Origin of the sequence: Limnohabitans sp. Rim8 (assembly GCF_945901735.1) — a bacterium.
Taxonomy (GTDB): domain Bacteria; phylum Pseudomonadota; class Gammaproteobacteria; order Burkholderiales; family Burkholderiaceae_C; genus Limnohabitans_A.
In genome coordinates this window covers 46,519-72,487 of sequence record NZ_CAMDLM010000016.1, presented here as the reverse complement: position 1 = coordinate 72,487, position 25,969 = coordinate 46,519, and the positions used below count along the sequence as shown (strand labels likewise).

Annotated in this window: 19 protein-coding genes; 9 read left to right on the top strand and 10 right to left on the bottom strand. The window is 63.5% G+C overall.

Going from position 1 to position 25,969, the window contains the following annotated elements; genetic code table 11:
* Nucleotides 1-42 precede the first annotated feature (42 nt).
* The 4 genes from Q0O99_RS09775 (at nt 43) to Q0O99_RS09760 (ending at nt 4,049) form a co-directional block, all read left to right on the top strand.
* Nucleotides 43-822, top strand: coding sequence for an oxepin-CoA hydrolase, alternative type (locus tag Q0O99_RS09775; RefSeq protein ID WP_293750865.1), 780 nt, complete (start codon nt 43-45; stop codon nt 820-822).
* A gap of 57 nt (nt 823-879) precedes the next feature.
* Nucleotides 880-1,599, top strand: coding sequence for a Crp/Fnr family transcriptional regulator (locus Q0O99_RS09770; RefSeq protein WP_293750863.1), 720 nt, complete (start codon nt 880-882; stop codon nt 1,597-1,599).
* 64 nt (nt 1,600-1,663) lie between these two features.
* On the top strand, nt 1,664-2,749 hold the full coding sequence (locus Q0O99_RS09765) for a phosphotransferase (protein WP_293750861.1): 1,086 nt from the start codon (nt 1,664-1,666) through the stop codon (nt 2,747-2,749).
* Nucleotides 2,750-2,789: 40 nt separating this feature from the next.
* On the top strand, nt 2,790-4,049 hold the full coding sequence (locus Q0O99_RS09760; RefSeq protein ID WP_293750859.1) for an acyl-CoA dehydrogenase family protein: 1,260 nt from the start codon (nt 2,790-2,792) through the stop codon (nt 4,047-4,049).
* A 294-nt stretch (nt 4,050-4,343) separates the two neighbouring features.
* Here the strand turns inward: Q0O99_RS09760 and Q0O99_RS09755 are convergent, their stop codons facing one another.
* Both Q0O99_RS09755 and Q0O99_RS09750 read right to left on the bottom strand, forming a co-directional pair.
* On the bottom strand, nt 4,344-5,330 hold the full coding sequence (locus tag Q0O99_RS09755; protein ID WP_293750857.1) for an Hsp33 family molecular chaperone HslO: 987 nt from the start codon (nt 5,328-5,330) through the stop codon (nt 4,344-4,346).
* Between the two features lie 66 nt (nt 5,331-5,396).
* The gene (locus Q0O99_RS09750; RefSeq protein WP_293750856.1) at nt 5,397-5,921 is read right to left on the bottom strand and encodes a gamma carbonic anhydrase family protein; all 525 of its coding nucleotides are present in this window, start codon (nt 5,919-5,921) and stop codon (nt 5,397-5,399) included.
* A gap of 86 nt (nt 5,922-6,007) precedes the next feature.
* On the opposite strand from Q0O99_RS09750, the gene Q0O99_RS09745 reads away from it, so the two are divergent.
* Complete coding sequence (locus tag Q0O99_RS09745) at nt 6,008-6,787, top strand: ferritin-like domain-containing protein (protein ID WP_293750854.1); 780 nt, start codon at nt 6,008-6,010, stop codon at nt 6,785-6,787.
* On the opposite strand, the gene pehA is transcribed toward Q0O99_RS09745, so the two are convergent.
* The 3 genes from pehA to Q0O99_RS09730 form a co-directional block, all read right to left on the bottom strand.
* The gene (pehA, locus tag Q0O99_RS09740; RefSeq protein ID WP_293750852.1) at nt 6,788-8,329 is read right to left on the bottom strand and encodes a phosphoric/sulfuric ester hydrolase PehA; all 1,542 of its coding nucleotides are present in this window, start codon (nt 8,327-8,329) and stop codon (nt 6,788-6,790) included. It lies immediately after the preceding gene.
* A gap of 131 nt (nt 8,330-8,460) precedes the next feature.
* The gene (gene xerD / locus Q0O99_RS09735; RefSeq protein ID WP_293750850.1) at nt 8,461-9,369 is read right to left on the bottom strand and encodes a site-specific tyrosine recombinase XerD; all 909 of its coding nucleotides are present in this window, start codon (nt 9,367-9,369) and stop codon (nt 8,461-8,463) included.
* A 9-nt stretch (nt 9,370-9,378) separates the two neighbouring features.
* Entirely contained in the window at nt 9,379-10,353 is a 975-nt protein-coding gene (locus Q0O99_RS09730) for a tripartite tricarboxylate transporter substrate binding protein BugE (RefSeq protein ID WP_293750849.1), read from the bottom strand.
* A 152-nt stretch (nt 10,354-10,505) separates the two neighbouring features.
* Between Q0O99_RS09730 and Q0O99_RS09725 the strand changes: the two genes are divergently transcribed.
* The gene (locus Q0O99_RS09725) at nt 10,506-11,414 is read left to right on the top strand and encodes an AEC family transporter (RefSeq protein WP_293750847.1); all 909 of its coding nucleotides are present in this window, start codon (nt 10,506-10,508) and stop codon (nt 11,412-11,414) included.
* Between the two features lie 186 nt (nt 11,415-11,600).
* Here the strand turns inward: Q0O99_RS09725 and queG are convergent, their stop codons facing one another.
* On the bottom strand, nt 11,601-12,710 hold the full coding sequence (gene queG / locus Q0O99_RS09720; RefSeq protein ID WP_293750893.1) for a tRNA epoxyqueuosine(34) reductase QueG: 1,110 nt from the start codon (nt 12,708-12,710) through the stop codon (nt 11,601-11,603).
* Between the two features lie 9 nt (nt 12,711-12,719).
* Here queG and tsaE point away from each other — a divergent pair, with 9 nt between their 5' ends.
* Entirely contained in the window at nt 12,720-13,289 is a 570-nt protein-coding gene (gene tsaE, locus Q0O99_RS09715; RefSeq protein ID WP_293750891.1) for a tRNA (adenosine(37)-N6)-threonylcarbamoyltransferase complex ATPase subunit type 1 TsaE, read from the top strand.
* Nucleotides 13,279-14,673, top strand: coding sequence for an N-acetylmuramoyl-L-alanine amidase (locus Q0O99_RS09710; RefSeq protein WP_293750845.1), 1,395 nt, complete (start codon nt 13,279-13,281; stop codon nt 14,671-14,673). Before tsaE ends, Q0O99_RS09710 begins: the two co-directional genes overlap by 11 nt.
* A gap of 217 nt (nt 14,674-14,890) precedes the next feature.
* On the opposite strand, the gene Q0O99_RS09705 is transcribed toward Q0O99_RS09710, so the two are convergent.
* Nucleotides 14,891-16,090: a pyridoxal phosphate-dependent aminotransferase gene (locus Q0O99_RS09705; RefSeq protein ID WP_293750889.1), complete on the bottom strand. Its 1,200-nt coding sequence runs from the start codon at nt 16,088-16,090 to the stop codon at nt 14,891-14,893.
* A 134-nt stretch (nt 16,091-16,224) separates the two neighbouring features.
* Here Q0O99_RS09705 and Q0O99_RS09700 point away from each other — a divergent pair, with 134 nt between their 5' ends.
* Nucleotides 16,225-16,491 carry a hypothetical protein gene (locus Q0O99_RS09700; RefSeq protein WP_293750843.1) on the top strand — a complete coding sequence of 89 codons (267 nt, stop codon included), beginning with the start codon at nt 16,225-16,227 and terminating at the stop codon, nt 16,489-16,491.
* A 5-nt stretch (nt 16,492-16,496) separates the two neighbouring features.
* Here Q0O99_RS09700 and recD read toward each other — a convergent pair whose 3' ends face one another.
* From recD to recC, 3 genes are read right to left on the bottom strand one after another with little or no spacing between them, the layout of a single operon-like run.
* Nucleotides 16,497-18,668 carry an exodeoxyribonuclease V subunit alpha gene (gene recD, locus Q0O99_RS09695; RefSeq protein WP_293750841.1) on the bottom strand — a complete coding sequence of 724 codons (2,172 nt, stop codon included), beginning with the start codon at nt 18,666-18,668 and terminating at the stop codon, nt 16,497-16,499.
* Entirely contained in the window at nt 18,665-22,336 is a 3,672-nt protein-coding gene (recB, locus tag Q0O99_RS09690) for an exodeoxyribonuclease V subunit beta (RefSeq protein WP_293750839.1), read from the bottom strand. The genes recD and recB overlap by 4 nt, the downstream gene beginning before the upstream one ends.
* Nucleotides 22,333-25,896: an exodeoxyribonuclease V subunit gamma gene (recC, locus tag Q0O99_RS09685; protein WP_293750837.1), complete on the bottom strand. Its 3,564-nt coding sequence runs from the start codon at nt 25,894-25,896 to the stop codon at nt 22,333-22,335. The genes recB and recC overlap by 4 nt, the downstream gene beginning before the upstream one ends.
* Nucleotides 25,897-25,969: the final 73 nt, after the last annotated feature.

Here is a 25,969-nt window from a genome sequence, read left to right as displayed (position 1 = left end):
GGACAGATCTTTAGCTCTGTCCCCAACTGATTAAGAAACAAGATGACCGCCCAACTGCTCAGCACCAGCGAAGGCCGGACCCTGGTCCTGACCCTCAGCAACCCGGAATTTCGCAACGCCCTCGGCCCCGAAATGTACGCCGCCGGGGTCGAAGCCCTGAGCGTGGCCGAATCGAACCCCGATGTGCGCAGCGTGGCGATCACCGGGGCCAACGGCATCTTCAGCGCAGGCGGCAATTTGCAGCGCTTGCAAAACAATCGGCAACTGCCGCCCGAACACCAGGCGCAAAGCATCGAAGGCCTGCACAACTGGATCGAAGCCATCCGCACCTTCCCCAAGCCGGTCATCGCAGCCGTGGAAGGACCAGCGGCCGGTGCTGGTTTTTCGCTGGCTCTGGCCTGCGACATGATCGTGGCCGCACGGAACAGCGTGTTCTTGATGGCCTACAGCTCCATTGCCTTGTCGCCCGATGGCGGCGGCAGCTGGAGCCTGTCGCGCGCCGTGCCGCGCCAGTTGGCCACCGAGTTGTTGATGTGCGGCGAGCGCATCGGTGCCGAGCGTCTGCAACAGTTGGGTGTGGTGAATCGACTCGCGGATGCAGGGCAAGCCTTACAGCAAGCTTTGGATCTGTGCGAGCAACTCAATGCCCGCGCACCCAATGCCTTGACCAGCATCAAGGATTTGCTGGCCGACGCGGATGGCAGTAGCTTGAATGCGCAACTGGCGCGTGAGCGCAATGAGTTTGTCAAAAACCTGCACCACCCCAACGCCGGTATCGGCATTGGGGCTTTTTTGAACAAACAAAAACCCGAATACGAATAAAGCGACTGGTCCCCCAGGCGACAAAAACCCGAACATCAGTCACTCAAAGGACAGAGCATGGACGAACCGATTCTGACAATGGAGGAAAGAGAGGCGATCAACAATGGTCGCTGGTTCTCCAGCCTTTCACCTTCACTACGACACGACATACTTCGATGCGCTTACGTCAAACGACACAAAGACGGCGACATGCTCGCGGCACGGGGCGACCCGCCCGAGCAGTGGATCGCTTGTGCCAAGGGCGCTGTGCGCGTGAGCTCGACCTCGGTGTCGGGCAAGCAAATCACCTTGACCTATGTGGAGCCGGGCATCTGGTTCGGCGATGTGTCGATTTTCGACGGAGACCGGCGCACACACGACTGCTATGCACACGGCGACACGACCACACTCAACGTGGCCAAGGCCGACTTCAAGAAAATCCTGACGCAGCACGTCGAGTTTTACGACGCCATGCTGCGCCTGCATGCGCGGCGCATTCGCCAGCTCTACGGCTTGGTGGAAGACCTCAACACCCTGCCCTTGCGAGCGCGTCTGGCCAAGCAACTCAACCACTTGCTGCGCAGCTATGGTGTGCCGAGTTTGTCGGACGCCAAAGCGATCCGCATCAGCCTGCAACTGGCGCAGGAAGAGCTGGCGCAATTGCTGGGTGCTTCACGCCAACGCGTGAACCAGGAACTCAAGCAGATGGAGCGCGAGCAGATCATCCGCATCGAGCCGGGCGGCCTGGTGGTGCTGGACCGCGACGCGCTGTTGTTGATCGTGAACGCGGACCACTGAAACGTTCGCGCTTGTCTCTCCCGTCGGCCGCTGGGTGCGGCCGGCCAACAGCCCCGGTGAACCCATGAGTGCATTTGACCATTTCGTGGGGACCCGGCCTGTCACGGGCACCCATGCCTTCGACATCCCCGCCTTGGAAAGCTGGCTCAGCGCCAAACTCCCCGGCTTTGCAGGCCCCTTGAGCGTGGAAATGTTCAAAGGCGGCCAGTCCAACCCGACCTACAAACTCATCACGCCCACTTGCCACTACGTGATGCGGGCCAAGCCCGGCCCCGTGGCCAAGCTGCTGCCTTCGGCCCACGCCATCGAGCGCGAATTTGCGGTCATGAAAGGCCTGCACGGCACCGACGTGCCCGTGGCCCAAATGCATGTGCTGTGCTACGACGAAGCGGTCATTGGGCGGGCGTTTTACGTCATGGAGTTTGTGCAAGGCCGCGTGCTGTGGGACCAATCCTTGCCCGGCATGTCGCAGACCGAGCGCGGCGCGATCTACGATGAAATGAACCGGGTGCTGGCCGCGCTGCACAAAGTGGATGTGGCCATGCAAGGCCTGTCCAGCTACGGCAAACCGGGCAACTACATCGAACGCCAAATTGGCCGCTGGAGCAAGCAATACGCCGCCTCCATCACCCAGCCCATCCCCGAGATGGACCAGTTGATCGAATGGCTGCCGAAAAATATCCCCGACAGCGCCAAAGACGCGTCTATGGTTGGCGTCGTGCATGGCGACTACCGTCTGGACAACCTGATGTTCCACCCCACCGAAGCCCGCGTGCTGGCCGTGCTGGACTGGGAACTGTCCACACTGGGCCACCCTCTGGCCGACTTCAGCTACCACTGCATGGCCTGGCACATCAGCCCCGGCACCTTCCGCGGCATTGGCGGACTGGACTTTGCGGCCCTGGGCATTCCGTCCGAGCAAGAGTACATACGCCTCTACTGCGAACGCACCGGATTCACCACACCCGAAGTTTTGGCCAAAGACTGGAACTTTTACCTGGCCTACAACATGTTCCGAATTGCCGCGATTTTGCAAGGCATTGCCAAACGCGTCGAGGACGGCACAGCCTCCAGCGAACAAGCCAAAACCTCCGGTGCCGGTGCGCGCCCGATGGCCGAGTTGGCCTGGCAGTTCGCCTGCAAAGCCTGAACACCCCCTTTTACGACCCATCACAACCAGGAGATAGACCATGGATTTTGAATACACCCCCAAGGTCAAGGACATGCAGGCCCACTTGTTGGCCTTCATGGACCAGCACATTTACCCCAACGAGGCGAGGTTCTTCGAAGAGATTGCCGAAAACCGCGCCAAAGGCAACGCTTGGGTGCCGACCAAAATTGTCGAGGAGCTCAAGCCCAAGGCGCTGGCCGCCGGTTTGTGGAACCTGTTCTTGCCCAAGTCCACTCGCGCCCCACAAGGCCTGTCCAACCTCGAATACGCCCCCCTGTGCGAGATCATGGGCCGCGTGCCCTTTGCGGCCGAAATTTTCAACTGCTCAGCGCCCGACACCGGCAACATGGAAACGCTGGAGCGCTATGCCAGCGAAAGCCTCAAAGACGAATGGCTGGAGCCTTTGCTGCGCGGAGAAATCCGCTCTGCCTTCTTGATGACCGAGCCCGATGTGGCCTCATCGGATGCGACCAACATCGAATGCGAAATCCGCCGCGATGGCGACGAGTACGTGATCAATGGCCGCAAGTGGTGGTCGTCCGGTGCGGGTGACCCACGTTGCGCGGTTTACATCGTCATGGGCAAGACCAACCCCGACGCCGGCCGCCACGAGCAACAGTCCATGATTGTGGTGCCCGCCAACACGCCCGGCATCACCGTGGTGCGGGCCTTGTCGGTGTTTGGCTACGACGACGCGCCGCATGGCCACATGGAGGTCGTGCTCAAAAACGTGCGTGTGCCAGCCGAGAACATTTTGCTGGGCGAAGGCCGTGGCTTTGAAATCGCGCAAGGCCGCTTGGGCCCTGGCCGGATTCACCACTGCATGCGCACCATCGGCATTGCCGAACGCGCCCTCGAGCTGATGTGCAAACGCCTGAACGAGCGCGTGGCCTTTGGCCGTGAAGTGGCCCGCCAGACCGTGTGGCAAGAGCGCATTGCCGAGTCGCGCTGCATGATCGAGCAAGCCCGCTTGCTGACCCTCAAAGCCGCGCACATGATGGACACCGTGGGCAACAAAGTGGCCAAGGCCGAAATCGCCATGATCAAGATCGTGGCCCCCAACATGGCCTGCCAGATCATCGACTGGGCCATTCAGGCGCACGGTGGTGGCGGTGTGTCGCAAGACTTCCCGCTGGCCTATGCCTACGCCCACCAGCGCACCTTGCGCCTGGCCGATGGTCCTGACGAAGTGCACCGCAACTCGCTGGCCAAACTGGAGCTGGCCAAGCAGTTGGCCTTGCCGGGCGAAGTCCGCATGCCCGTCACGCGCGGCAGTTGAACGCGCCATCCATCCCAACTCAGCGGCGTCTTTGACGGCGCTGTTGAGTTTGATTGGGGGACAGGTCAGCCTCTGGTTTTTCAGGACGACGTTTTGTTGAGGGTGACCTGAGAAGCAGCTGTAGGTCGGACCTTCACGGTCCGACACCTCCTCACATCGGCAAGCGACATTTTCGAAGTATTGCGGTGGGCTTTGTCGGGCCTGAAGGCACCAACCTACAAAATGCACAAGACCGGGCTGCATCGCCCGGTTGGCCACCTCGTTGGCCTCGGCCTCACATGCACCAGAGCGCGCTCAGTGCACCGAACCAGCAGGCAAATCGGGTGGCAAGCCGGTGAACAAGGCGGCTGCGTCCACCGGGTCAAAGCGGTATTGCGCGCCGCAAAAGTCGCAACCCACTTCGACTTGGCCCTGCTCGGCAATAATGCCTTCCACCTCTTCGGTGCCCAAGCTGCGGATCATGTTGCCCACGCGTTCGCGGTTGCAGCGGCAGGCAAAGCGCGGGCCCGTCTCGCCGATGAAGGGCTCATAACGGGCCAGCGGCTCCTCCCAATACAAGCGGTGCAAGATCGTCTTGGCATCCAGCCCCAGCAGCTCTTCGCGCTTGAGGCTTTTGGTCAGGATCGAGATGCGGCTGAAGTCCTCGCTTTGTCCCAGCACCGACTCGCGCATCAGCGAATCCACTTGTCCGGCCAGATTGCCCTCGCCCTCAATGGGCAAACGCTGAATCAGCAGGCCCGCCGCCACCTTGTCATCGGCCGCCAGCACCAGCACGGTGTCCAGTTGCTCCGACTGCAGCATGTAATGCTCCAACACCTCGCTGATGTTCTCCAGTTTTTCGCCCCGGTCACCAAACAGCGGCACCACGCCCTGGTAGGGCTGCTGACCCGGCAAGCGGTCTTGCGGGTCGAGCGTGATGGCACAACGCCCTTCGTTGTTCACGTTCACCATCTGGCTCAGCGTCGCGTTGTCGGCCACCTCGCCCACCTGGGTGCAGGTGGCGCGCAGGCTCAGGTCGGGCTGCACCTCGACCACGCCCAGCTTGACAGGGCCATCGCCAAAAATTTGCAACACCAAAGCGCCATTGAACTTGATGTTGCCCTGCATCAGCACACCCGCCGCAGCCATCTCGCCCAACAACTGGCGCACGGGCGCAGGGTAGGCACCGGTTTCGGAATTGGCAGCGCGACGCGCCAAGATGTCTTGCCAAGCGTCGGTCAGGCGCACCAGCATGCCGCGCACCGGCAGGCCTTCGAAAATGAATTTATGGAGTTCGGACAAAGTTCAATCAACAGCCCCGTGGGGCCGATCCTCAAAAGTTAAAAAGCGTTCGGTCTGGCCAAAAAATCAGCTGATTTTTTTCAGACCGGCCTTGAAGCGGCGGGCGTTTTCCACATAGTGGCGGGCGCTTTGGCGCAAGCCTTCGATCTGCTCGGGGCTGAGTTCACGCACCACCTTGGCGGGCGTGCCCATGATCATCGAGCCATCGGGAAATTCCTTGCCCTCGGTCACCAAAGAGCCCGCGCCCACCAGGCAATTCTTGCCAATCTTCGCACCGTTGAGCACCACCGCGCCAATGCCAATCAGCGACTCGTCGCCAATCGTGCAGCCGTGCAGCATGACCATGTGGCCCACCGTGACATGCTTGCCGACCTTGATCGGCTTGCCGTGGTCGGCATGCATCACGCTGCCGTCCTGGATGTTGCTGCCCTCGCCGATCTCAATCGTCTCGGTGTCGCCCCGCACCGTCACGCCAAACCAAACACTGGCATCGGCCGCGATCTTGACCGCGCCCATGACCTGCGCGTTATCGGCCACCCAGGCCGTCTCGGCGAGTTCGGGGGTTTGATCATCCAGTTGGTAAATGGCCATGGCGGTCTCCTGTTGGTTGGGTTTTCTTGAAAACCTACAATTGTAGGGATGCCCACACCCCGCCGTGGGCGCTGCCAGCGATCACCATGCACACCCTGCGCTCCGCCGCACTGCACCCTTGGGCGCAAACCGACCCGAACCTCAAGGCCCAGGCCACTTTGGCGCTGGACCTGCGCCTGCCCGTGGGCGCGGACGACACCCTGCAAGCCCCCAGCTCAGGCCCCGGCCGGTCAGACCGTCCCGCACTGGTGCCGCACACCCAACTCAAAGCCAAATCCATGGCCACGCCCGAGGGCCGGGCCATGCTGGTGCACTCGGTTGCCCACATTGAGCTCAACGCCATCGACCTGGCGCTCGACGTGGTCTGGCGCTTTGCAGGCATGCCCGAAGCCTTTTACACCGACTGGGTGCGCATTGCCCAAGAAGAAGCCAAACACTTCTGCCTGCTGCGCCAGCACTTGCTGGACATGGGCTTTGACTATGGTGATTTTCCGGCCCACAACACGCTGTGGGACATGGCCGAGCGCACGCAAGGCGACATCCTGGCGCGCATCGGCATCGTGCCGCGCACCATGGAAGCGCGGGGCCTCGACGCCTCGCCCGGTGTCAAAAACAAACTGGTCAGCGTGGGCGACCACCGAGCGGGCGAGATCCTGGACATCATCTTGCAAGACGAAATCGGCCATGTGGCCGCAGGCAACCGCTGGTACCGCCACCTGTGCGAACAGCGCGGCTTGGACCCCGTGCACACCTACGCCGAACTGATCGCGCAATACGACGCCCCCAAACTGCGTCCGCCCTTCAACATGGCGGCGCGCCAATCTGCCGGCTTTAGCCCCGAAGAACTGCAACTGTTGGGGCAGTGATCATTCCCTTTGCGTCAAGCCCGCTGGCGACGCCGCATAACCCGTGAGCGTTTTGTCTGCGTGCTTGAGACGCCAGTTGAGCATTTTTTGCGCATAGGCCAGCACCAGCGCAGCGTATTCGGGGTCTTGCGCGCAGTTGTGCAATTGCGCTGGGTCCTTGCGCAAATCAAAAAACAAGGGCGGCAGTGCGGCAAAGTGAACGTACTTGTACTGCTCATCTTGCACCACGGCCAAGGCACTCTCGTCCATGTCTGTGCCCAACACGTCTTCGGGCTGTGAATAAAAGATGTTGCGGAAATCAAACTCGTAGTGCACCTCGGTCCGCCAGTTTTGGGGCGCTTGACCACTGTGCAAAAACGGCAAGAGCGAAGCACCATCACAGGCCCGCGGAATCGCTTGACCCATCCAATCCAAAATGGTGGGCATCGTGTCCACTGTCTCGGTGAACTGGCCAACCAGTTGGCCCCGTGTTGCATCGGATTGAACAGCAGGATCGCGAACAATCATCGGGATGTGAAAGCTCTCATCGAAGTAACCCATCTTGCCGAGCAGGTGGTGGTCACCCAACTGCTCACCGTGGTCGCTGGTCAACACCACCAAGGTGTTGTCCCATTGACCAGTTTCCTTGAGGAACTTGAAAACCCGACCGATCTGGTCGTCCACCTCGCTCATCAGGCCGTAATAGGTGGCGCGCATTTGGCGCACTTCGGCTTCGTCCATCTGGCTGCCCAGACCCTGTCCGTTTTGGAAAAAGCTCTTGCGTGCAATGTTGTCCAAATAGAACTTCAGCAAAGGATGCTGCTCGCCTTCGGCTTGCGGTGAAGCGGCTCGAATCGGTGCGGGGCATTGCGCCGGGTCGTACATATCGTGGTAAGGCGCAGGCGCTGCAAATGGCGGGTGGGGACGGTAGTAACCCAGATGCAAAAACCAGGGCTTGTTTTGAACGCTGCGCAAATAGTCCAAACCCTTGTCGGTGAACCAAGTGGTGTCAGACAAGTGCGCAGGAATGCGGCTGGGACGGGCCGTGGCCCCGACGTCATGGGCTTCCAAGCCTTCGGGCAACCAAATGTCCCAAGGGTTGTCGGGCAACTTCACACCTTGTGCAGCAAGCCAGCCAAAGTAGGCTTCCATTTTCAGCCCCCACGAACCGACCGATTTCCAGCCTTCCATGTCTGCACCCAAAACGGTGTAGCGAGGGTCTTGTGCCGCGGTGACGCGCGGATCTGGCGTGGTAGTGGTGTAACCCACCAAAGCAGGCTCATAACCGGCCTTGCGCACCTCTAAAGCGATGTTGGTGTGGCGTGCATCGAGCGGGATGGTGTTTTGCACCGCCCGGTGATTCATCATGTACAAACCTGTGAGCAAACTGGCTCGGCCTGGCCCGCAAGGCACGGCTTGCGTGTAGTGGCGCGCAAAGGTCACGCCCTCGCGGGCCAGTGATGCAATATTGGGGGTTTTGATCAGAGGGTGACCCAACATGGGCAAGGTGTCGCCCCGCCACTGGTCAACCACGATGAGCAAAACGTTTTTGTGAGCGGGCATATTGGCCTTTGATGCTGTGGACAGTTCTTTGGTGCCAGTTCAATCTCGGTGAATAAACTGACTGAACCAGCATTTAGGCACCGTGTGTCACCATTGTGGCCAACATATGAAGTTCCGATGACTTTAAGGCCTTAGCCCCGCGGGTGGTGCTGGGCGTGCAGCGTCTTGAGCCGCTCACGCGCCACATGGGTGTAGATGGTGGTGGTGGAGATGTCGGCGTGGCCCAGCAACATTTGTACGGCGCGCAAGTCGGCCCCGTGGTTGAGCAAGTGCGTGGCAAAGGCGTGGCGCAGCGTGTGGGGTGACAGCGGCGCGGTGATGCCCGCATCGATCGCGTAGCGCTTGACCAAACTCCAGAACATGACGCGTGACATGGCTGTGCCCGGTGTGGTGCCACTGGTGGTGACGAACAGGTCTTGGGTTTGTCGCTGGCCCAACATGGCCGGTCTGGCCTGGCCCATGTAGCGCTGCAACCACTCACGCGCCTCTTCGCCAAAGGGCACCAGGCGTTCTTTGCTGCCCTTGCCCATGATGCGCAGCACGCCTTCATTGAGCGAGACATGCAGGGTTTTGAGGCTCACCAACTCGCTGACACGCAAGCCACTGGCGTACATCAGCTCCAGCATGGCGCGGTCACGCAGGCCCAGCGGGGTGGTGATGTCGGGCGCAGACAACAACGCATCGACCTGCGCCTCGCCCAGCGTTTTGGGCACGCGCAGCGCCTGTTTGGCGGCCAGCATGCGCAAGGTGGGATCGGATTGAACAAAGCGTTCGCGCAGCGCCCAACGGAAAAACCGCTTGAACACGGTGAGCCTGCGGTTGGCCGATGTCGCCTTGGTCTGGCCATGGCGCTCGGCAAAGTAAGCCTGCAGGTGGTGTTCTTGGGTCGCCTCCAGCGCCAGCCTGTGCGTTACAAACAGCCAGCTGGCGAAGAGAGACAAATCGCGACGGTAAGCCGACAAGGTGTTGTCGGACAGTCCGTCCTCCAGCCAGAGGGCCTCGGCAAATCGGTCGATGGCGCTCTGGCTGGCCTCGTGCATGGACTGAAATCAGTCCAGCTTGAGTTTTTGCTGGTCCACCACCTTTTTGTAGACCTCGAACTCGGCCTTGATCTGGGCCGTGAACTCTTCAGGCGTGTTGGCCACCACCAAAGAGCCGGTGTCGTTGATGCGCTTGGTCACGCCCGGCTCTTGCAGGGCTTTTTTCACGCCCGCGCTGATCTTGTCGACCACCTCTTTGGGCAGGTTCTTGGGGCCCAGGATGCCGTAGTAAGCCATGCGGTTGACGGGCTCCAGACCCACATCCTTGAAGGTGGGCACATTGGGCAGTTGCGATAAGCGCTGGGGCGCGGCCACCACGATGGGCACCAAACGGCCCGACTGGATGAAGGGCAGCGCCGAGGGCAGGTTGTCAAAAATGATCGGCACCTGGCCAGCCACGGTGTCGTTCAAGGCCGGGCCTGCACCACGGTAAGGAATGTGGGTGATGAACACGCCCGCCAGGCTCTTCCACAGCTCGGTCTGCAGGTGGCCGATGCCGCCTGTGCCCGAGGAGGCATAGGAGTATTTACCGGGGTTCTTCTTCAACTCGGCCACAAAACCCGCGTAATCCTTGGCCGGAAAGCTGGGGTGCACCGCGATCACATTGGGCGTGGCCGCAATGTTGATGATGGGGGTGAAGTCGGTCAGCACGTTGTACGGGATCTTGGGGTTGATGGCCGGATTGGCCGCCGTGGTCGACACCGTGGCCATGCCCAGGTTGTAGCCATCGGGTGCAGCGCGCACGGTTTCGGTCGCGCCCACCACACCGCCGCCACCGGCCTTGTTCTCGACGATCACGCTTTGGCCCAGGGCTTTGCCCAGCGGCTCGGCAATCACGCGGGCCACGATGTCGGTGGTGCCGCCAGGCGCAAACGGCACCTGCAGACGAATGGTTTTGCTGGGGTAAGCCTGGGCCCACACCGATCCGCTGGCCAACACGGTGGCAGCCAAACCGGCTGCAGAAACCAAACTACGACGCTTCATTGATAAAACTCCTTAAAAGATCGCACATGATAGGCAAAAAATGGGGCCCGGCGTGAGGGGGAAAACCCACAAAGCCCCAACACCGTGCAAGAGGGCGGTGCAGGTGACAGCCGCTCCTCAAAGACACATCCACACTGGGTTATCCTAGCCCAGTGAATTTTGCCCAACTCCTTTTTCCTGATTTTTCCCTGATCCTGTGCGGCTATCTGATTTGCCGCTTCACGGCCCTGAACCGCCCGATCTGGCAACAGGTGGAGAGCCTGGTGTATTTCTTCCTGTTCCCGGTGCTGCTGTTTCACTCCATCGTGAAAAGCCCGCTGGACCTGACGGCCGCCTCCAGCCTGATCGGCGCGGGCCTGAGCCTGGCGCTGGGGGCCATTGCGCTGACCTACAGCCTGCCCTACTGGCCTGTGCTGGGCCGCTACCTGGACCGGCGTGACCATGCTGCGGCGTCGCAGGTGGGCTTTCGCTTTAACTCCTTCATTGGCCTGGCGCTGGCCGAGCGCTTGGCCGGGTCCGAAGGCTTGTTGATGATTGCGGTGCTGATTGGCTTTTGCGTGCCCCTGTTCAACATCAGCGCAATCTGGCCCATGGCCCGACATGCCCAAACCGGCTTTTTGCGCGAAATGGTGCGCAACCCCCTCATCATCGCCACCGTGTCGGGTCTGGTGGCCAACTTGCTGGGCTTTCGCATGCCCGATGTCCTGGAGCCCAGCGTCAGTCGCATTGGTGCAGCCTCTTTGGCGCTGGGTTTGATGGCGGCCGGCGCAGGCATGCAACTGGGCAGCTTGCGCCAAGGCAAACTGCTGAGCACGGCAGTGCTGTTGGTCAAACACGTGTTGATGCCCCTGATGGCGCTGGGCCTGTCGCGGCTGTTTGGCCTGAACCCCGCCCAAACCACCATCTTGCTGGCGTTTTCAGCGCTGCCCACCGCCTCCACCTGCTATGTGCTGGCCGCCCGCATGGGCTACAACGGGCCGTACGTGGCGGGCCTGGTCACACTGTCCACCTTGGCCGGCATGCTGAGTTTGCCTTTTGCACTGGGTGTGCTGCGGGGTTGAACAAAATTTGCGCCACCAGCCAAAGCTCGGTTTTGCAGGTCGGTGCCTTCAGGTCCGACATCTTCGGTGCACCACCGTCCTTTGAAAATGTCGCTTTGCGAAAGGATGGCTGTCGGACCCTAAAGGCCCGACCTACGGGAGGTATGTCGCGCCCCCGATGGAATCGCTCTTCGTAGGTCGGCGCCTTCAGGCCCGACTTCTTGGCGCAAGGCGGTCCGCATTTTGGGCTTGCGACCAAGCCACCTGCTCTTGCACCACCGGGTCTGGGTGGGCAGTGTGCACAGCCAACGCCTGCAGCAAAACCTGGCGCTCACCTTCCGGCAAGGCCGAGGTGGCCAGCGCATTGCCCGCCGCCAAGGCCAGATTGCGCAACCAGCGGGCATGGCCGATTCGGCGGATGGCGCTGCCCTCGGTGCGGCGCAAAAACTCGGCTTCGTTCCAGGCCATGAGCTCAGCGATGCTGCCCGCGCCCAAACCGTCGCGCGCTTGCCAATCGGGCAAAGGGCTGATTTGCGCGAACTTGTTCCAGGGGCAAGCCAGCTGACAGTCGTCGCAGCCATAAATTCGGTTGCCAATCAACGGCCGCAAGGCCTCGTCAATCGGCCCGGCGTGCTCAATCGTCAAATAAGAAATACAGCGCCGCGCATCCAACTTGTAGGGGCCGACGATGGCCTGCGTGGGGCACAGGTCCATGCAGGCAGTGCACTGGCCGCAATGCGCCGATGCGGCAGGCGTTTCGGGCAGCGCCAAGTCCACAAACAACTCGCCCAGAAAAAACATCGACCCGGCCTCGCGTGAGAGGACCAGCGTGTGTTTGCCGCGCCAACCCAAGCCGCTGCGGGTGGCCAGCTCGGCCTCCAGCACCGGCGCAGAGTCTGTGAACACGCGGTGGCCAAAGGGGCCAATCGCCTCGGCGATGCGGTCCTGCAGTTTTTGCAGGCGGCTGCGCAAAACCTTGTGGTAGTCACGCCCCCGGGCATAGAGCGACACCACCGCCTCTGCTGGCTGCAGGCTGCGGGCGGTTTCACGCGCCAACCACTCTGGCGGGGTGCCCTGCGGCAAGTAATCCATTCGGGCGGTGATCACGCTCACCGTGCCCGGCACCAGCTCGGCCGGGCGGGCGCGCTTCATGCCATGGCTTGCCATGTAGCCCATGCTGCCGTGAAAACCCTCAGCCAACCAAGCCTGTAATCCGGGCTCTGCCGAGGACAAATCGATGCCCGTCACGCCAATTTGGGACAATCCCAACTCACGCGCCCAGACCTGGATCTGGGGCCACAGTTCAAGAAAGTCGATTTGAGTACGTTGAGCAGTCACCCGCCGATTGTAGAAAGCCCCGACGCACCGGCATATTGGGAGGGCTTGTGGCCGAACGAGGCCGCCACGCAGGCCTTTGCCACGCAATTGGCGCAAGGCCTCGGCCAATGGCCGGGCGGGCGCGATGCGCGCATTGAGCTGCGCGGCAACCTGGGTGCGGGCAAGACCACCTTGGTGCGCCACCTGCTGCGCGCCGCTGGGGTGACGGGCCGCATCAAAAGCCCGACTTACGCTGTAGTTGAACCCCACCAAGCGGTCAACCTGGCGGGCACGGGCGGAGCGGGAGGGATGGCCTGGCCCATCTGGCATTTTGACTTTTACCGTTTCAACGACCCCCAGGAATGGGAAGACGCGGGCTTTCGCGACATCTTTGCCGGACCGGGCCTCAAACTCATGGAGTGGCCGGACAAAGTGGCCGGGCAACTGCCCCCGCCCGATTGGGTGATCACGCTCGATGCCATCGACGAAGACCAGCGCCTGGTGCGCATCGGCACAGGCACACAGCGCGGCCGCATGTGGCTGCAATCGTGGATCCAAGGTGCGGCCCATGCGCAGTGACCGCCGTCGCCTGGTCCAGGCGGGTTTTCTGGTGCTGAGCCTGGGCGCCGCACAGATCGCTCGGGGTGCCAACATGCTGGCGGTGCGCATTTGGCCCGCGGCCGATTACAGCCGCGTCACGCTCGAATCGGACGCGCCCATCCAAAGCACCCAGACCTTCATCGCCTCACCACCACGCCTGGCGGTGGACATCCAAGGCATGCAACTGAACGCCGCATTGCGCGAGCTGGTGGGCAAGGTGCAAGCGTCTGACCCGAACATTGCCGGCATCCGCGTGGGCCAGTTCAGCGCCAACGTGGTGCGGCTGGTCATCGACCTCAAACACCCCATCGCGCCGCAAGTCTTCAGCCTGCAACCCGTGGCCCCTTATGCACACCGCTTGGTGCTCGACCTCTACCCCAGCCAAGCCATTGACCCACTGGAGCAGCTGATCCAAGAGCGCATCTCGGCCAAAACCCCGTCTGCCGTGGGCAGCCTGCCCGGGGCCGGGGCCACGGTGAACGACCCCTTGGGCGATCTGATCGCCCGGCAAACCCAGTCCGGCTCAGGCGCCCTGCCTTTGCCCGCGCCGACCACCCGCCGACCCGACACGTCCCGCAGCGAAGGCCCCTTCATGGACAACCCGAGCCGCCCGGGCAGGACACCCGAGCCGCCCCGCACCGAACGGCTGATCGTGGTCACCTTGGACCCGGGCCATGGCGGCGAGGACCCGGGTGCCATTGGCCCAGGCGGCACACGCGAAAAAGACGTGGTGCTGAAAATCGCCAAAATGCTGAGTGAGCGCATCAACGCCAGCAGCGTGGGCGGCAGCCCCATGCGGGCCTTCATGACCCGTGATGCCGACTTTTTTGTGCCCCTGCATGTGCGCGTGCAAAAAGCCCGGCGCGTGCAATCTGACTTGTTTGTCAGTATCCATGCCGATGCTTTTTACACCCCACGCCCGCAAGGTGCCAGCGTGTTCGCGCTCAGCCAGGGTGGGGCCACGAGCGCAGCGGCGCGCTGGATGGCGCAAAAAGAAAACAAGGCCGACGACATCGGCGGCGTGAACCTGGGCGGGCAAGATACCCAGGTGCAACACGCCTTGCTCGACATGAGCACTGCAGCGCAAATCAAGGACAGCCTGACACTCGGCAACAGCTTGCTGCGCGAGATCGGCAGCGTGGGCAAGTTGCACAAACCCCGTGTCGAGCAAGCCGGTTTTGCGGTGCTCAAAGCCCCCGACATCCCCAGCGTGCTGGTCGAGACCGCCTTCATCAGCAACCCGGAAGAAGAAGAAAAACTGCGCAGCGAGGCCTACCAAAAGCAACTGACTGACGCCCTGCTGCGCGGCATCCTGGCGTATTTTTCGCGCAACCCGCCGTTGGCGCGCAACCGTAGCCTGTGAGCCCCGCAAAGCAACGCCGCTCGTCGGTCAGAGCCTTGAGGGTCCGACATTCCTTCTTTTTGTAGGTCGGGCCTTTATGGTCCGACAGCCATCCCTTCGCGGAGCGACATTTTCAAGAGGCGGTGACGCACTCAAGACGTCGGACCTGAAGGCACCGACCTACAAAACCGTGTCTTGGCTCGTCAGCACATCCCGATCGAACTGCGCCATGGCCGACTCAGACGGCAGCCGATGGGTTAAGACGCAACCAGGTTTTGAGCCGCTCTACACCTTGCGCCAGCCGCGCCAGGTCTTTGGACGCGAAGCACCAGCGCAGCCAGCCGGCCGCTTCAGGCGCAAAGGCTTCGCCGGGGGCCAGACCCAACCCGGCTTCGGCCACCAGGCGCTTGGCCGTCTGCACCGAATCAGGGTGCCCGTCGAGCCTGAAAAACGCGTACATGCCGCCTTTGGCCGGGGCCACTTGCACGCCCGGAACGGCTTGCAGCAGCGGCAGCAAGGTGTCGCGGCAGGTTTTGAGGTGAGCCACCACGCGGGGCGTGATGTCTGCGGTGTTTTGCAAAGCCACCACCCCCGCCTTTTGGGTGAACACCGAAGCACACGAGGTGTTGAACTCGATCAGTTTGCCCATGTGCGGCGTCATGGCGGCGGGCATCACCAGCCAGCCCAAGCGCCAGCCGGTCATCAAAAAGCTCTTGGAGAAGCTGTGCACCACCACCAGTCGGTCCTCGGGCTCGGACACATCCAAAAACGACGGGGCGCAGCCGTTGGCGGTATCGGTTTCGTAATACAAGCGCTCGTACACCTCGTCGGCCAGCACCCAGGTGCCGGTGCTGCGGCAGTGCGCCAGAATGTCGGCCTGCTCGGCGCGGCTGAGCGTCCAGCCTGTCGGGTTGTTGGGTGAGTTGACGATCAGCATCCGCGTGACGGGTGTGATGGCGGCTTTGAGCGCCGCCATGTCGAGCTGCCACTGGCCATTCACCGGGCGCAGCGGCACGCACTTCAAATTCGCGCCCATCACCAGCGCCTGCGCCGTCAGGTTGGGCCACACGGGCGTCACGGCAACCACGTCGTCACCGGCATCGATCAGGGCTTGCGCCGCCAGCATGAGCGCATTCACGCCGCCCGAAGTGATGGCCAGTCGGTCCACGCCAATGGGGCCATGCAGGGCCGACATGTAATCGGACACGGCCTCGCGCAACTCGGGCAGGCCCAGGTTGTGGGCATAAAAAGTTTCGCCTTTTTGCAGCGAATCGATGGCGGCTTGGCGCACGGTGTCGGGCGTCACCTCGTCAGATTCTCCAAACCAAAAGGCCAGCACATCGGGGCGGCCCATGCCCGCGTTGGCGACTTCACGGATGCGGGACTCTTCCAAGTCCATGACGGCCTGGCGCATGAAAGGGGTGGTGTTTTTGTTCATGCCCGCATCGTAAAGGCTCAGGTGCACGCAGCGAGTCACCACTTGCACAGCTTGTCATCTCGACGCAGCAGATGCTTGCAGATCTGCAGGGCTTGCCTATGATGCACAGCACAACAAAAGACAGGGAGAACGCCATGAAGACTCGGCATTTAGCGTCGACGCTCGCCAGCGTGGTTTTGGGACTGGGATGGCTGGCGGCCGTGCCTGCCAGCGGGGCAACGGACAACTTCACCGCCGTGACCGCCGCCGACAAACCCGCCAAAAAACCCCAACAGGCCAAAGCCCCCAAGCCGCCCACCGACAAAGGCTCGGCAGAAAGCAAGGCCGATCGCGACAAACGCCTGTTGCGCGAATGCCGGGGCCGACCCAATGCCGGGGCATGCGCGGGCTACGCCAGCTGAGTGCTTCAGGCACCGGCCTTCACAAGCGGCTGGGCCCACCTCTGGGCCAAACCACTGGCGCGCATGCTGGGGCGGTGGGTGGCCGCTTCGAGCAAACCGGCTTCGGCTTCGATCAGGGTGAACTGCTCGCGGGCCCGGGTGATGCCGGTGTAGACCAGCTCGCGGCTGAGCACCTCGGCAGCGCCCGGTGGCAACACCAGCGCGGTGTGCTCGAACTCCGAGCCCTGGCTTTTGTGCACCGTCATGACAAACGCGGTGTCGACCTGGGCCAAGCGCATGACGCTCACCGATCGCAGGGCTTGACCGTCCAAAAACCAAACCTTGGGCTTGCCCTCGGTGCCCGGCAACACCACGCCCACGTCGCCATTGAAGACCCCCAACTGTGCGTCGTTGCGCGTGACCATGACGGGCCGCCCCTCGTACCACTCGCCCTGGATGTGCAGCAAGCCCGCATCGGCCAAGGCTTTTTGCACCGCTGCATTCAGCGCTTGCGTGCCCCAGTCGCCTTGGTGCACCGCGCACAAAATGCGAAACCGCTCGAAGGCCTTGAGCACGCTGCTGACCCAACTGGCGTGCGCTGCCATACCCTGCCCTGCCGGGCCAGTTTGCATGAGGCGAAGGTAATCGGCATACGAAGGCTTGCCCGCTGCGCCCAGCGCCAGGGCGCAGACCGCTTGGGGGCTGCTCGGCTGGAGAGCCAGCAGGGCAGAAAGTGGCCCTGTGGGAGCGGTCTGCGACCGCGAGGAATCGCCAGCCAAGCCATCGCGGCCAGAGGCCGGTCCTACAAAAACGTCGCGGGCTGCAATGGCATCGCCCCGGTTCACGGCCAGGGCCAGCTGGCCGATGGCGCCTTTGAAGCGGCGGCTTTGGCGCAGCATCACGGTTTGCTGGGCCAACACAGGGGCCGGATCGGGCTGCACAAATTCGGCGGCCAGGGTCTGCCCGGCTGCGCGCTGCACAAACTGCGCCGTGGCCCCGCTGTAGCGGCCCGCTGCCGCGTCTTGGCACAGGTCGCCCAACACCGCACCGGCTTCGACCGAGGCCAGTTGATCCTTGTCGCCCAACAACACCAAGCGGGCTGTGGGCGGCAGGGCCTGCAGCAGGGCGTCCATCATTTCCAGGTGCACCATCGAGGCTTCGTCCACGATCAGCACATCCACATCGAGCGGGTTGGCCGCGTGGTGGCGGAACTGGCGTGTGTCGGGCCGCGCCCCGAGCAGCGAATGCAGTGTGCGCGCCGGGCCCATGCGGGCGATCAGCGCACCCAGGTCCAGCCCCGAGTCAACAGGCACAGGCAAGCGGGTCAATGCGTCGTCGATCGACTGCTTCAGGCGCGCCGCTGCTTTGCCGGTGGGCGCGGCCAGCGCCACGCGCAGCGGTGTGCCATCGGGGTGCAGCGCCAGCAACAGGGCCAGCAAGCGGGCCGCGGTGTAGGTCTTGCCGGTGCCGGGCCCACCGGTGATGACCGACAGGCGCGCGCGCAGTGCCACAGCGCAGGCCACCTTTTGCCAGTCGGTGAGGTGGTGCGCTTCGGGATTGGGCGCTTCGGGGTTGGGCACAAAGAAACGGTCCAGCCATTCGCGTGCCGCCGCTTCGGGCACGGCCAGGGGCTCGCTGGCACGCTGCAGCAGGCTCTGGCCCACGCGCTGCTCATAGCCCGCATAACGGCGCAGGTACAAAAGCGGCGCATCGGCCGGGCCACCCAGCACCAGCGGCTGGCCTTGGTCGGGGGCATCGACCCCACGCCAACACGCGCCAGACACCGTGCCCAGCAAAGCGGTTTGCCAGTCGGCCAGCGTGGCGGGCAGGTGTGCCCACAAGGCCTTCAGGCCCTGCGGGCCTTCCACGGCTACAGCAGGCCAGCCCAGCAAGGCCACTGGCGGCTGGCACAACTCGGCCAAAGACAAGCAGGTGTGGCCGCGCCCTTCCATGTGCGCGAGCATGGCCGCAGCCACCAGCCAGGGTGCAGGGGCACCGGCGTCGAGGCGCAGCACTTGTGCGGCGAAGGCGCTGTCGATGTGGCGCAGCAGGCCTTGGCCCGTCCACAGGTTCAACCACTGAACCGTTTGCACAGCGGACAGGCCTTGGGTGGGCAGGCCTTGGGCTGGCAGGTCCTTGATCCAATCCATTTGCGCGGTGGGCACGGTCGTGATGCGTGGGGGGTTTTTCAAACTCATGCCACCCCCTCGGTGTTCAACATGGCGTCCAGGCCGTCGAGCAACGCCAAAGGCGCAGGCAAGGTGCAGCAGCCGCCCGCAGGCCCGTCGATGCCGCGCAAAAACAAATACACCGCGCCACCCAACTGCTGCGCCGGGTCATAGGCATCCCCTAAGCGAGCGCGCAACAAGCGGTGCAGCGCCAGCATGTACAGCGCAGCCTGCACCTCATAGCGGTGCTGGGCCATGGCCGCATCCAGGGCCTGTGCGGTGTAGGCCGCGTCATCGGCCCCCAGGTAATTCGATTTGTAGTCAAGCACCCAGTAGCGGCCTTCGTGCGCAAACACCAAGTCGGCAAAGCCCATCAGCATGCCGTGCAGCTGCGCGTCGGGCAGCTGCGGGCGGCTCACGCCGGGCAACAGGTGCTGCTGGCACAGGGCATCGACCTGGCGTGCATGCAGGCGCTCGGCGGGCAGCCAGAACTCCATCTCGGGCAACAAGGTGCCCAACGCGTTCAGCGGCGCGTTGGGCCCGCGCAAAGGCTGGGCCACCACACGGCTGAGCCACTGCAGCACGTCGTCGGCCTGGGCCTTGTAACCGGCGTTTTCGCAGCGGTACTTCAGGCGCGCGGCCTGGGTCGCATCAAGCGCAAAGGCCTCTGCCGCCAACCATTCGAGTTGGTCATGCAAAAAATTGCCCGCTGTGGGGCCTTTGGCAAAGCCATGCCAGGGGGCCAAAGCACCGGGGCTGGCCAGCCTGGCCGTGGGCATGGCCGTATCTTCTGGGGGTTCGTCGTCTGCGGGGCGCGGCGGGTTCAAGTGCAACACCAAGGGCGCCAGGGACTGCGAAGACAGGTCACGCGTCAGGCGCGAAAAACTGGCGATCGTCCACGACTTGTCGATGCGGGCGGTGCAGCTCAGGGCCTCGCGCAGTGCGGTGGTCTGCACGGGCTTGTGCCAAAGCGTGAGCGGCACTTCGGCGGGGGCGAGGTGCAAGTGCACCGACAAGACCTGGCCAAGCTTGCTGGTCTGCAGGGTTTGCCACTTGTTCAGCCAATCGGCGGCTTCGAGTGCTTGACCGCTGCCCAGCAAATGCCCGGCGGCGCAGCTGTGGTTCACGCAGGTTTTGCCGTTGCCGCGCTTGACCGCGCTCCAGCCCACCCACAGCGCGTGGCGCGCCCGCGTCAGCGCCACGTACCACAGGCGCAGGTCTTCACGCAGGCGGTCGAGGTCCGCGAGTTGCGAGTCCTCTTTGTCAAAGTCCAGCGTCCACAGTCGTTGACCCTCACCGCTGTCCAACTGCAGCACGGCGGCTTTGTCGGCCGTGACCACGCGGTGGCTGTGCGCAAAAGGCAGGCACACCACCGGGTACTCCAGGCCCTTGCTGGCGTGGATGGTGATGAGCTTGACCAAGTCTTCGTCGCTTTCAAGCCGCACGGTTTGCGCTTCGCTGCCGCTGGAATTGCCCGACTGCGCTTCGTCGATCTGCTGGACCAGCCAGCGGATCAGGGCCTGCTCGCCATCGATCTGGCCGCTGGCCGCTTGCAGCAATTCGGCCAGGTGCAGCACATGGGTCAAACGCCGCTCGCCATCGGCCTGGCCACGCCAGCGCCCCGCCAGCTGCAGCACATGCAGCGACTGGCGCAGCATGGCCAGCACGCCCTGGCTTTGCCAGGTCTGGTGCAGCTCGCGCATCTGCTCGGCACGCTGGTCCAGCAATTCGTCTTGCGTGGCCAGGTCGTACAGTTCGGCCAGCGACAGGCCCACCGTGCGCGTGCCCAATGCGGCGCGCACGCGTCGCATGTCTTGCGGCTCGGCCACGCCGCGCAGCCACAGGCACAGGTCTTGCGCTTCGTCGCTGGCAAACACCGAGTCGCGGTCCGACAAATAGACCGAGGCCACGCCGCGTGCGCGCAGCGCATCGCGCACGGCCGCGGCTTCTTTGCCGGTGCGCACCAGCACGGCAATGTCTTTGGGCTGCAAGGGTTGGCCGCCTTTCAACGCATCGGTAAAACTCGCTTGGGGGTCGCTCAGCCAGGCCACGATTTGCTCGGCGCACAGGGCCGACAACTGCGTCTGTGCATCGCGTGTGCTGCGCAAGCAGGCGTCGTGCACCACGGTCATGGCTGGCACATCGCCTGCACTCGTCGTGAACACTTCAGGGCGGCCATTAGCTTGCACCGGCAGGAACGGCAGCGGGTCTTCATTGCCTTGCTGGTAGCCAAAGGCGTCTGGCGCCAGGTCGAACCAGCGGTTGACCACCGCCACCACCGCTTGCGTAGAGCGGAAGTTGGTGCCCAGCACATGGTGGCGGCCGGCGGTGGCGCGGCGTGCGGCCAAGTAGCTGTGGATGTCCGCACCCCGAAAACCATAGATCGATTGCTTGGGGTCGCCAATCAGCAGCAGCGCGATGTCGGGCCGGTTGTCCGCCGTGCGGTAAATGCGGTCAAAGATGCGGAACTGCAGCGGCGAGGTGTCTTGGAACTCGTCGATCATCGCCACCGGGAACTGCTCGCGCAGGCGCTGGGCCAAGCGTTCGCCCGAGTCGGGGTCGGCCAGCGCCACATCAAGGCGTTGCAGCATGTCGGCAAAGCCAAACAAGCCGCTGCGCCGCTTGAGCTCGGCCATGCGCTGCAGCACATGGGTGCGGGCGTGCAGGCGGGCGACTTGGGTCGGTTCGGGCAAGGCCTCAAGTCCGGCCAACAGGTGCGCATAAGTTTGGCTTTCTGGCGGCAAATCCACCATATCGCCATCTTTGCGGCACTCTAAAAGACCTTCGGGCGTGAAACGGTTCCAGCCTTTGCCCATCGCTCCTTTTAATGCTTTGAAGTCGCCATCGCTTTGAGCCCAGGACTTGAGTGCTTCAAGCCACTTTTGGGAACGACCAACCTGCAGCAGAGCGCCGTTCCAGCCGTGTTTTTTGACCGCCAACTGCGCCTCGATCCAGCCCAACAAGTTATCGGCCTTCTCGCACCAGCCCTGCTTGAGGGCCGCCAGCTGAGCATCGCGCTCGGCCAGTGCCTGGCCCAACACCTGCGCCAGCGTGCCAGGTTCGGCATCGTCCAGCGGCACAGCCATCAGGGCGCGCATGTCTTGGTCGAGCGCGGGTACATCGCGCCAAACGCCCAAGACCTGCGTGACCAAGGCCGTGCCCATGGGGTAGAGCTGCTGACGCCAGTAGTCCTGCACCGCTTCGAGGCGCAACGCGGCTTCGTCGCCCACCAGGTTTTCTTCAAACAAGCAGCCGCTGTCAAACGCGTGTTCGCGCAGCATGCGCTGGCACCAGGCGTCGATGGTGTACACGGCCGCGTCGTCCATGGCCTGCGCCGCCAGCGCCAGTCGGTGGGCGGCTTGCTCACGCGGCTCGCCTTCGGGGTACCCGTCCTTCAGTTGTTGCAGGAATTCATCGTTGGTTTTGGCCAGGCCTCGGAACACCTGCGCCGCCTCGGTCAAGCGAGCACGGATGCGGTCGGACAGTTCACGCGTGGCGGCGCGGGTGAAGGTCATCACCAACACGTCTTGCGGCAGCATGGGGCGCACAGGTGCGGTGCCATCGTGGCCGTGGCCCAGCACCAGGCGCACATACAGCGCGGCAATGGTCCAGGTCTTGCCCGTGCCAGCGCTGGCCTCGATCAAGTGGCTGCCGCACAGAGGGAAGGTGTGGGCATTGAGGGCGTGGGCGGTACTCATGCCAACTCTCCCTCTTCGTTGTCATGAGGCGCATCGGGCAAGGCCTCGATCTCGGCTTGCTCAGCCCAGGCCTTCAAGGGCGCGTAAACGGTTTGAGTCAGGCGCTCGAACGCGCCCGTGGCCAGCAAGTCCTCCATCGCGGGGTAGGTGCGTGCCAGCGCCGGGTCCTTGTCTTTTTCGGCGCGTTTGAAGTCACTGCCTTCGTAGGCATCGGCCAGCGCGTTGGGGTTGTCCGGGTCTTTGAGCCACTGCAGCGCCACACCGGGCGGCAGCGGCAGCGGCCAACGCATGCCCTCGGCCCACACGGCCAACAGCGCGGTCAACTGGGCGCGGGCTTCTTCTGGCGTTGGCTCAGCCATGCGCAGCACAGCGTTGCGGCCCACCACCACACACTTCAAGGGCTGGCCCATGGCGGCAGCGGCCAGCGACAGCAGCCAAATGTCGATCAGCTTGTCCGGGTGGGCCTGCGGCCTTTGGGTCTTGAAGCTGGCCAGATCGCTGGCACGCAGGTGCAAGGACATCTTCCCGCCCTCCCCCACCAGCACATCGCCCAGCGTATCCTGCAAGGCCACTTGGGAGTGGGCCATATCCACCAACAGGCGCTCGGCCGCATCGGGGTAAGCCTGCCGCTCGCGCAGCGCTGTGCCCAGCATGGCCTGCAAGCGGGCCTTGAGGTGTTCTGCGGCGAGCGTGCCCACGCCTGCCAGCGGCAAAGCCCCGGCCTGGCGCAGACGCTGCACCACCTGCTGCACATGCGCGGACAAGGTGGCGGCACTCAGCGCGGTCGGCACATGCTGCAGCTCGCGGTCGATCAACTGGTACAGGTCCAGACCCGCCAGACCAAAGAGTTCCTGGTCGTGCAACTCGCTGCGTTCGTCCTCCAGATGCACCTGAAGGCGTTCGCGGAAAAACGCGCCCACCGGCTTGCGCAGAAAGCGGGTGAGTTGGGTTAGCGTGATGACGGGCACGCCCTGCGCGGATTCCAACGGGGGCAACCAAGGGACCGATGCCCCTGTAGGAGCGGTCGCAGGCCGCGACAGATTTTCGGCAAGGGCTTCGCGGCCTGCGACCGCTCCTAAAGGGAGATTGCTCTGCGCTGCACGCCACTCTTTGGCATAGGTCTGCAAACCGCTGCCTTTTTCAAAATAAGCGCGGTTGAAGGCTTGCAGCGGGTGCACCGTGGTCTGGCGCACGGCTGTGCCCTTGCCCCACAGCAGGTCGATTTCGTCGCGCAGTTGCGACACCAGCACCGAGGGGGGTTGCTCGCTGTTGTCGCGCACGCTGCGGCCGCTCCAGCTGACATAAAGCACTTGGCGCGCCGACAGCAGGGCTTCGAGCATGAGCTGGCGGTCGTCGTCACGGCGCGAGCGGTCGCCGGGGCGGCTCATGCCGGGCAGGCCCATCAGGTCAAAGTCGGCACGCGGGCTGCGGCGCGGGTAGTCGCCGTCGTTCATGCCCAGCAAGCACACCGCCTTGAACGGAATCGCCCGCATCGGCATGAGCGTGCAAAAGGTCACGCCCCCAGCCCGAAAGCGCTGCTCGAGGCGCGGCGTTTTGAGCGCTTCGAGCCAGGCCGAGCGCGCCACAGCCAGCGGCACGGCCTCTGCAAATCCCGCCTCGGCGCAGGCGCGCACCCAGTCGGTCAGTGCCTGGTCAAGCGCCGCGATCGCGTTGCGGTCGTTGTCATCTCGCGGCTTGAACATCGCAGCCAGCAATGCGCGGCCACGCTCGGCCCATTGCGCGGGCGTGGCCTCTTGCGTGCAGATTTGCCACCAGTCGATCAAGGCCTGCAGCAGGTGCGCCAAAGACCCGGCCAGCTCGGCGTCCAGCCCGCCCACTTCAGGGTAAGGCGTGGCCCCGGGCGCATTGGCGTCCACCGAGTCGACCGGGTCCGCCCCGCAGGCGTAACCCATGAGCATGCGCTGCACACCAAAGAGCGCCGAGTTGTCCTCGCCGCACACGCCCAGGCCCAGGCCGGCGCGGTGCTCGGCCGACAGGCCCCAGCGGATGCCCGATCCGGCCATCCACCGCAGCAGCGTGGGCAGGCCGTCTTCGTTCAAACCAAAGCGGGCGGCGAGCGCTGGCACTTCGAGCAACTCGACCAGCTCACTCATGCGGCTGCGCTGCTGCGGCAAGGCCAGCAACCACTCGTGCGCGTGGATCAGCGGGCTGATGGCCTGCGCGCCCAGGTCGGCAATGTCAAAAGGGATGAACCGCGCATCGGCGCGCTTGTACTGGCCAAACACGGCGCGGATCGCTGGGGCCATGACTTCGATGTCGGGCACCATGACCACCACGTCGCGGGGTGACACCGGCTGATCGCCCGGCGGGGTGTGGAACCATTGCAGCAGTTGGTCGTGCAGCACCTCCAGCTCGCGCACAGGGCTGTGCGCGATTTTGAACACCAGCGACTGATCGCCCTGGGTCCATGACTCCACAGGGGCACCACTACTGGACGGCTCCAGGTCTCGAATACGCCGCTGCAACTGCGCCAACAAGCGCGTACCGTCTTCGCCGGGCACATCGTCAAAAAAATCCAGGCGTGGCCACTGCGTGAGTTGCTGGGCCGCTTGCAGGTCGTCAAAGGCGTCGAGCTGGCGGATGAAGTCGCGCCCCTGCCGCCCCCAAGCGGCCAAGAGCGTGGGCGCGTGCAGGTGCATCTGCGCCAGCGGCAAATGGGCCAAGGCCTCGCCCCGGTCAGCGTGGCGACGGCGCTCGGCCTGCAGCCATTCGCGCCCATCGATGATGTCGCCCCAGTGGTACTGGCACGGGTTGGGCACGGCCAGCATCACCTGGCTGTGCGCGGCCAGCGCCGCCAGCATCTCCAGCAGTTGCCCGGGCATGTGGCTCATGCCAAACACCGACACGCGTCGCGCCACGGCGCTGGCCAGGGGCTGACCCGACTGCAAATGCGCCAACGCCCGCGCATGCAAAGCCGGGCGAGTGGCTTCGCGCTGCTTGTCATCGAGTGTGGCCAACACGCGCCGCCAGAGTTCAGCTTGCCAAAGTTGGTCTTTGGCCAACGCGTCAGAACCTGCCGATTTGCGCAACACATCGCGCCCGGCGGCCCAGTCTTGCAGCCAATCGGGGCGGTAAATTTGGTACTGGTCAAACAAATCCGCCAATCGGCTGGCCAGCTGCAGCAGGCGGTCGGGCTCGTCGCCCCGCAAAAAACCCGCCACGGGCTTGAAGACGGGGTCCCCCAAACAGCCCGGCAGCAAAGCCATCAGCCGCCAGGTCATGGGCAGTTTGTCCAGCGGCGAGTCGGGCGGCACATTCTGCGCGCCCAGCACCTGCCGGTAAGTGCGCCACAAAAACCGCGAAGGCAGCTCCACCCGCGTGGCCGCGCACACGCCAGTCTGGCGCGCCAGCTCGATCTTGATCCACTCGGCCATGCCGTTGCTTTGCACCAGCACCACTTCACTCTCGAGCGGGTGCAGCGGGTGCGCACGCAACCAGCCCGTCAGGGTGTCGGCCAGCCGCTCGGAGCGGTGGCTGTGCAGGGCGATGAAACCGGGGGCGATGTTGGAGACAGGCATGCGGTGAACAAGTGCAGACATGGAAGCGAAGGGATAAGAATAGCCGCAATCGTGCCCGCCACCAGGCTCATGGCAAGCGCCCCACATTGCCTAA

Bases quoted from the DNA above. Each gene is read 5' to 3' on its own strand.
- Q0O99_RS09775 (WP_293750865.1), top strand. From the start codon at position 43: ATGACCGCCCAACTGCTCAGCACCAGCGAAGGCCGGACCCTGGTCCTG.
- Q0O99_RS09770 (WP_293750863.1), top strand. From the start codon at position 880: ATGGACGAACCGATTCTGACAATGGAGGAAAGAGAGGCGATCAACAAT.
- Q0O99_RS09765 (WP_293750861.1), top strand. From the start codon at position 1,664: ATGAGTGCATTTGACCATTTCGTGGGGACCCGGCCTGTCACGGGCACC.
- Q0O99_RS09760 (WP_293750859.1), top strand. From the start codon at position 2,790: ATGGATTTTGAATACACCCCCAAGGTCAAGGACATGCAGGCCCACTTG.
- Q0O99_RS09750 (WP_293750856.1), bottom strand. From the start codon at position 5,921: ATGGCCATTTACCAACTGGATGATCAAACCCCCGAACTCGCCGAGACG.
- Q0O99_RS09745 (WP_293750854.1), top strand. From the start codon at position 6,008: ATGCACACCCTGCGCTCCGCCGCACTGCACCCTTGGGCGCAAACCGAC.
- pehA (WP_293750852.1), bottom strand. From the start codon at position 8,329: ATGCCCGCTCACAAAAACGTTTTGCTCATCGTGGTTGACCAGTGGCGG.
- xerD (WP_293750850.1), bottom strand. From the start codon at position 9,369: ATGCACGAGGCCAGCCAGAGCGCCATCGACCGATTTGCCGAGGCCCTC.
- Q0O99_RS09730 (WP_293750849.1), bottom strand. From the start codon at position 10,353: ATGAAGCGTCGTAGTTTGGTTTCTGCAGCCGGTTTGGCTGCCACCGTG.
- Q0O99_RS09710 (WP_293750845.1), top strand. From the start codon at position 13,279: ATGCGCAGTGACCGCCGTCGCCTGGTCCAGGCGGGTTTTCTGGTGCTG.
- Q0O99_RS09705 (WP_293750889.1), bottom strand. From the start codon at position 16,090: ATGAACAAAAACACCACCCCTTTCATGCGCCAGGCCGTCATGGACTTG.
- Q0O99_RS09700 (WP_293750843.1), top strand. From the start codon at position 16,225: ATGAAGACTCGGCATTTAGCGTCGACGCTCGCCAGCGTGGTTTTGGGA.
- recD (WP_293750841.1), bottom strand. From the start codon at position 18,668: ATGAGTTTGAAAAACCCCCCACGCATCACGACCGTGCCCACCGCGCAA.
- recB (WP_293750839.1), bottom strand. From the start codon at position 22,336: ATGAGTACCGCCCACGCCCTCAATGCCCACACCTTCCCTCTGTGCGGC.
- recC (WP_293750837.1), bottom strand. From the start codon at position 25,896: ATGTCTGCACTTGTTCACCGCATGCCTGTCTCCAACATCGCCCCCGGT.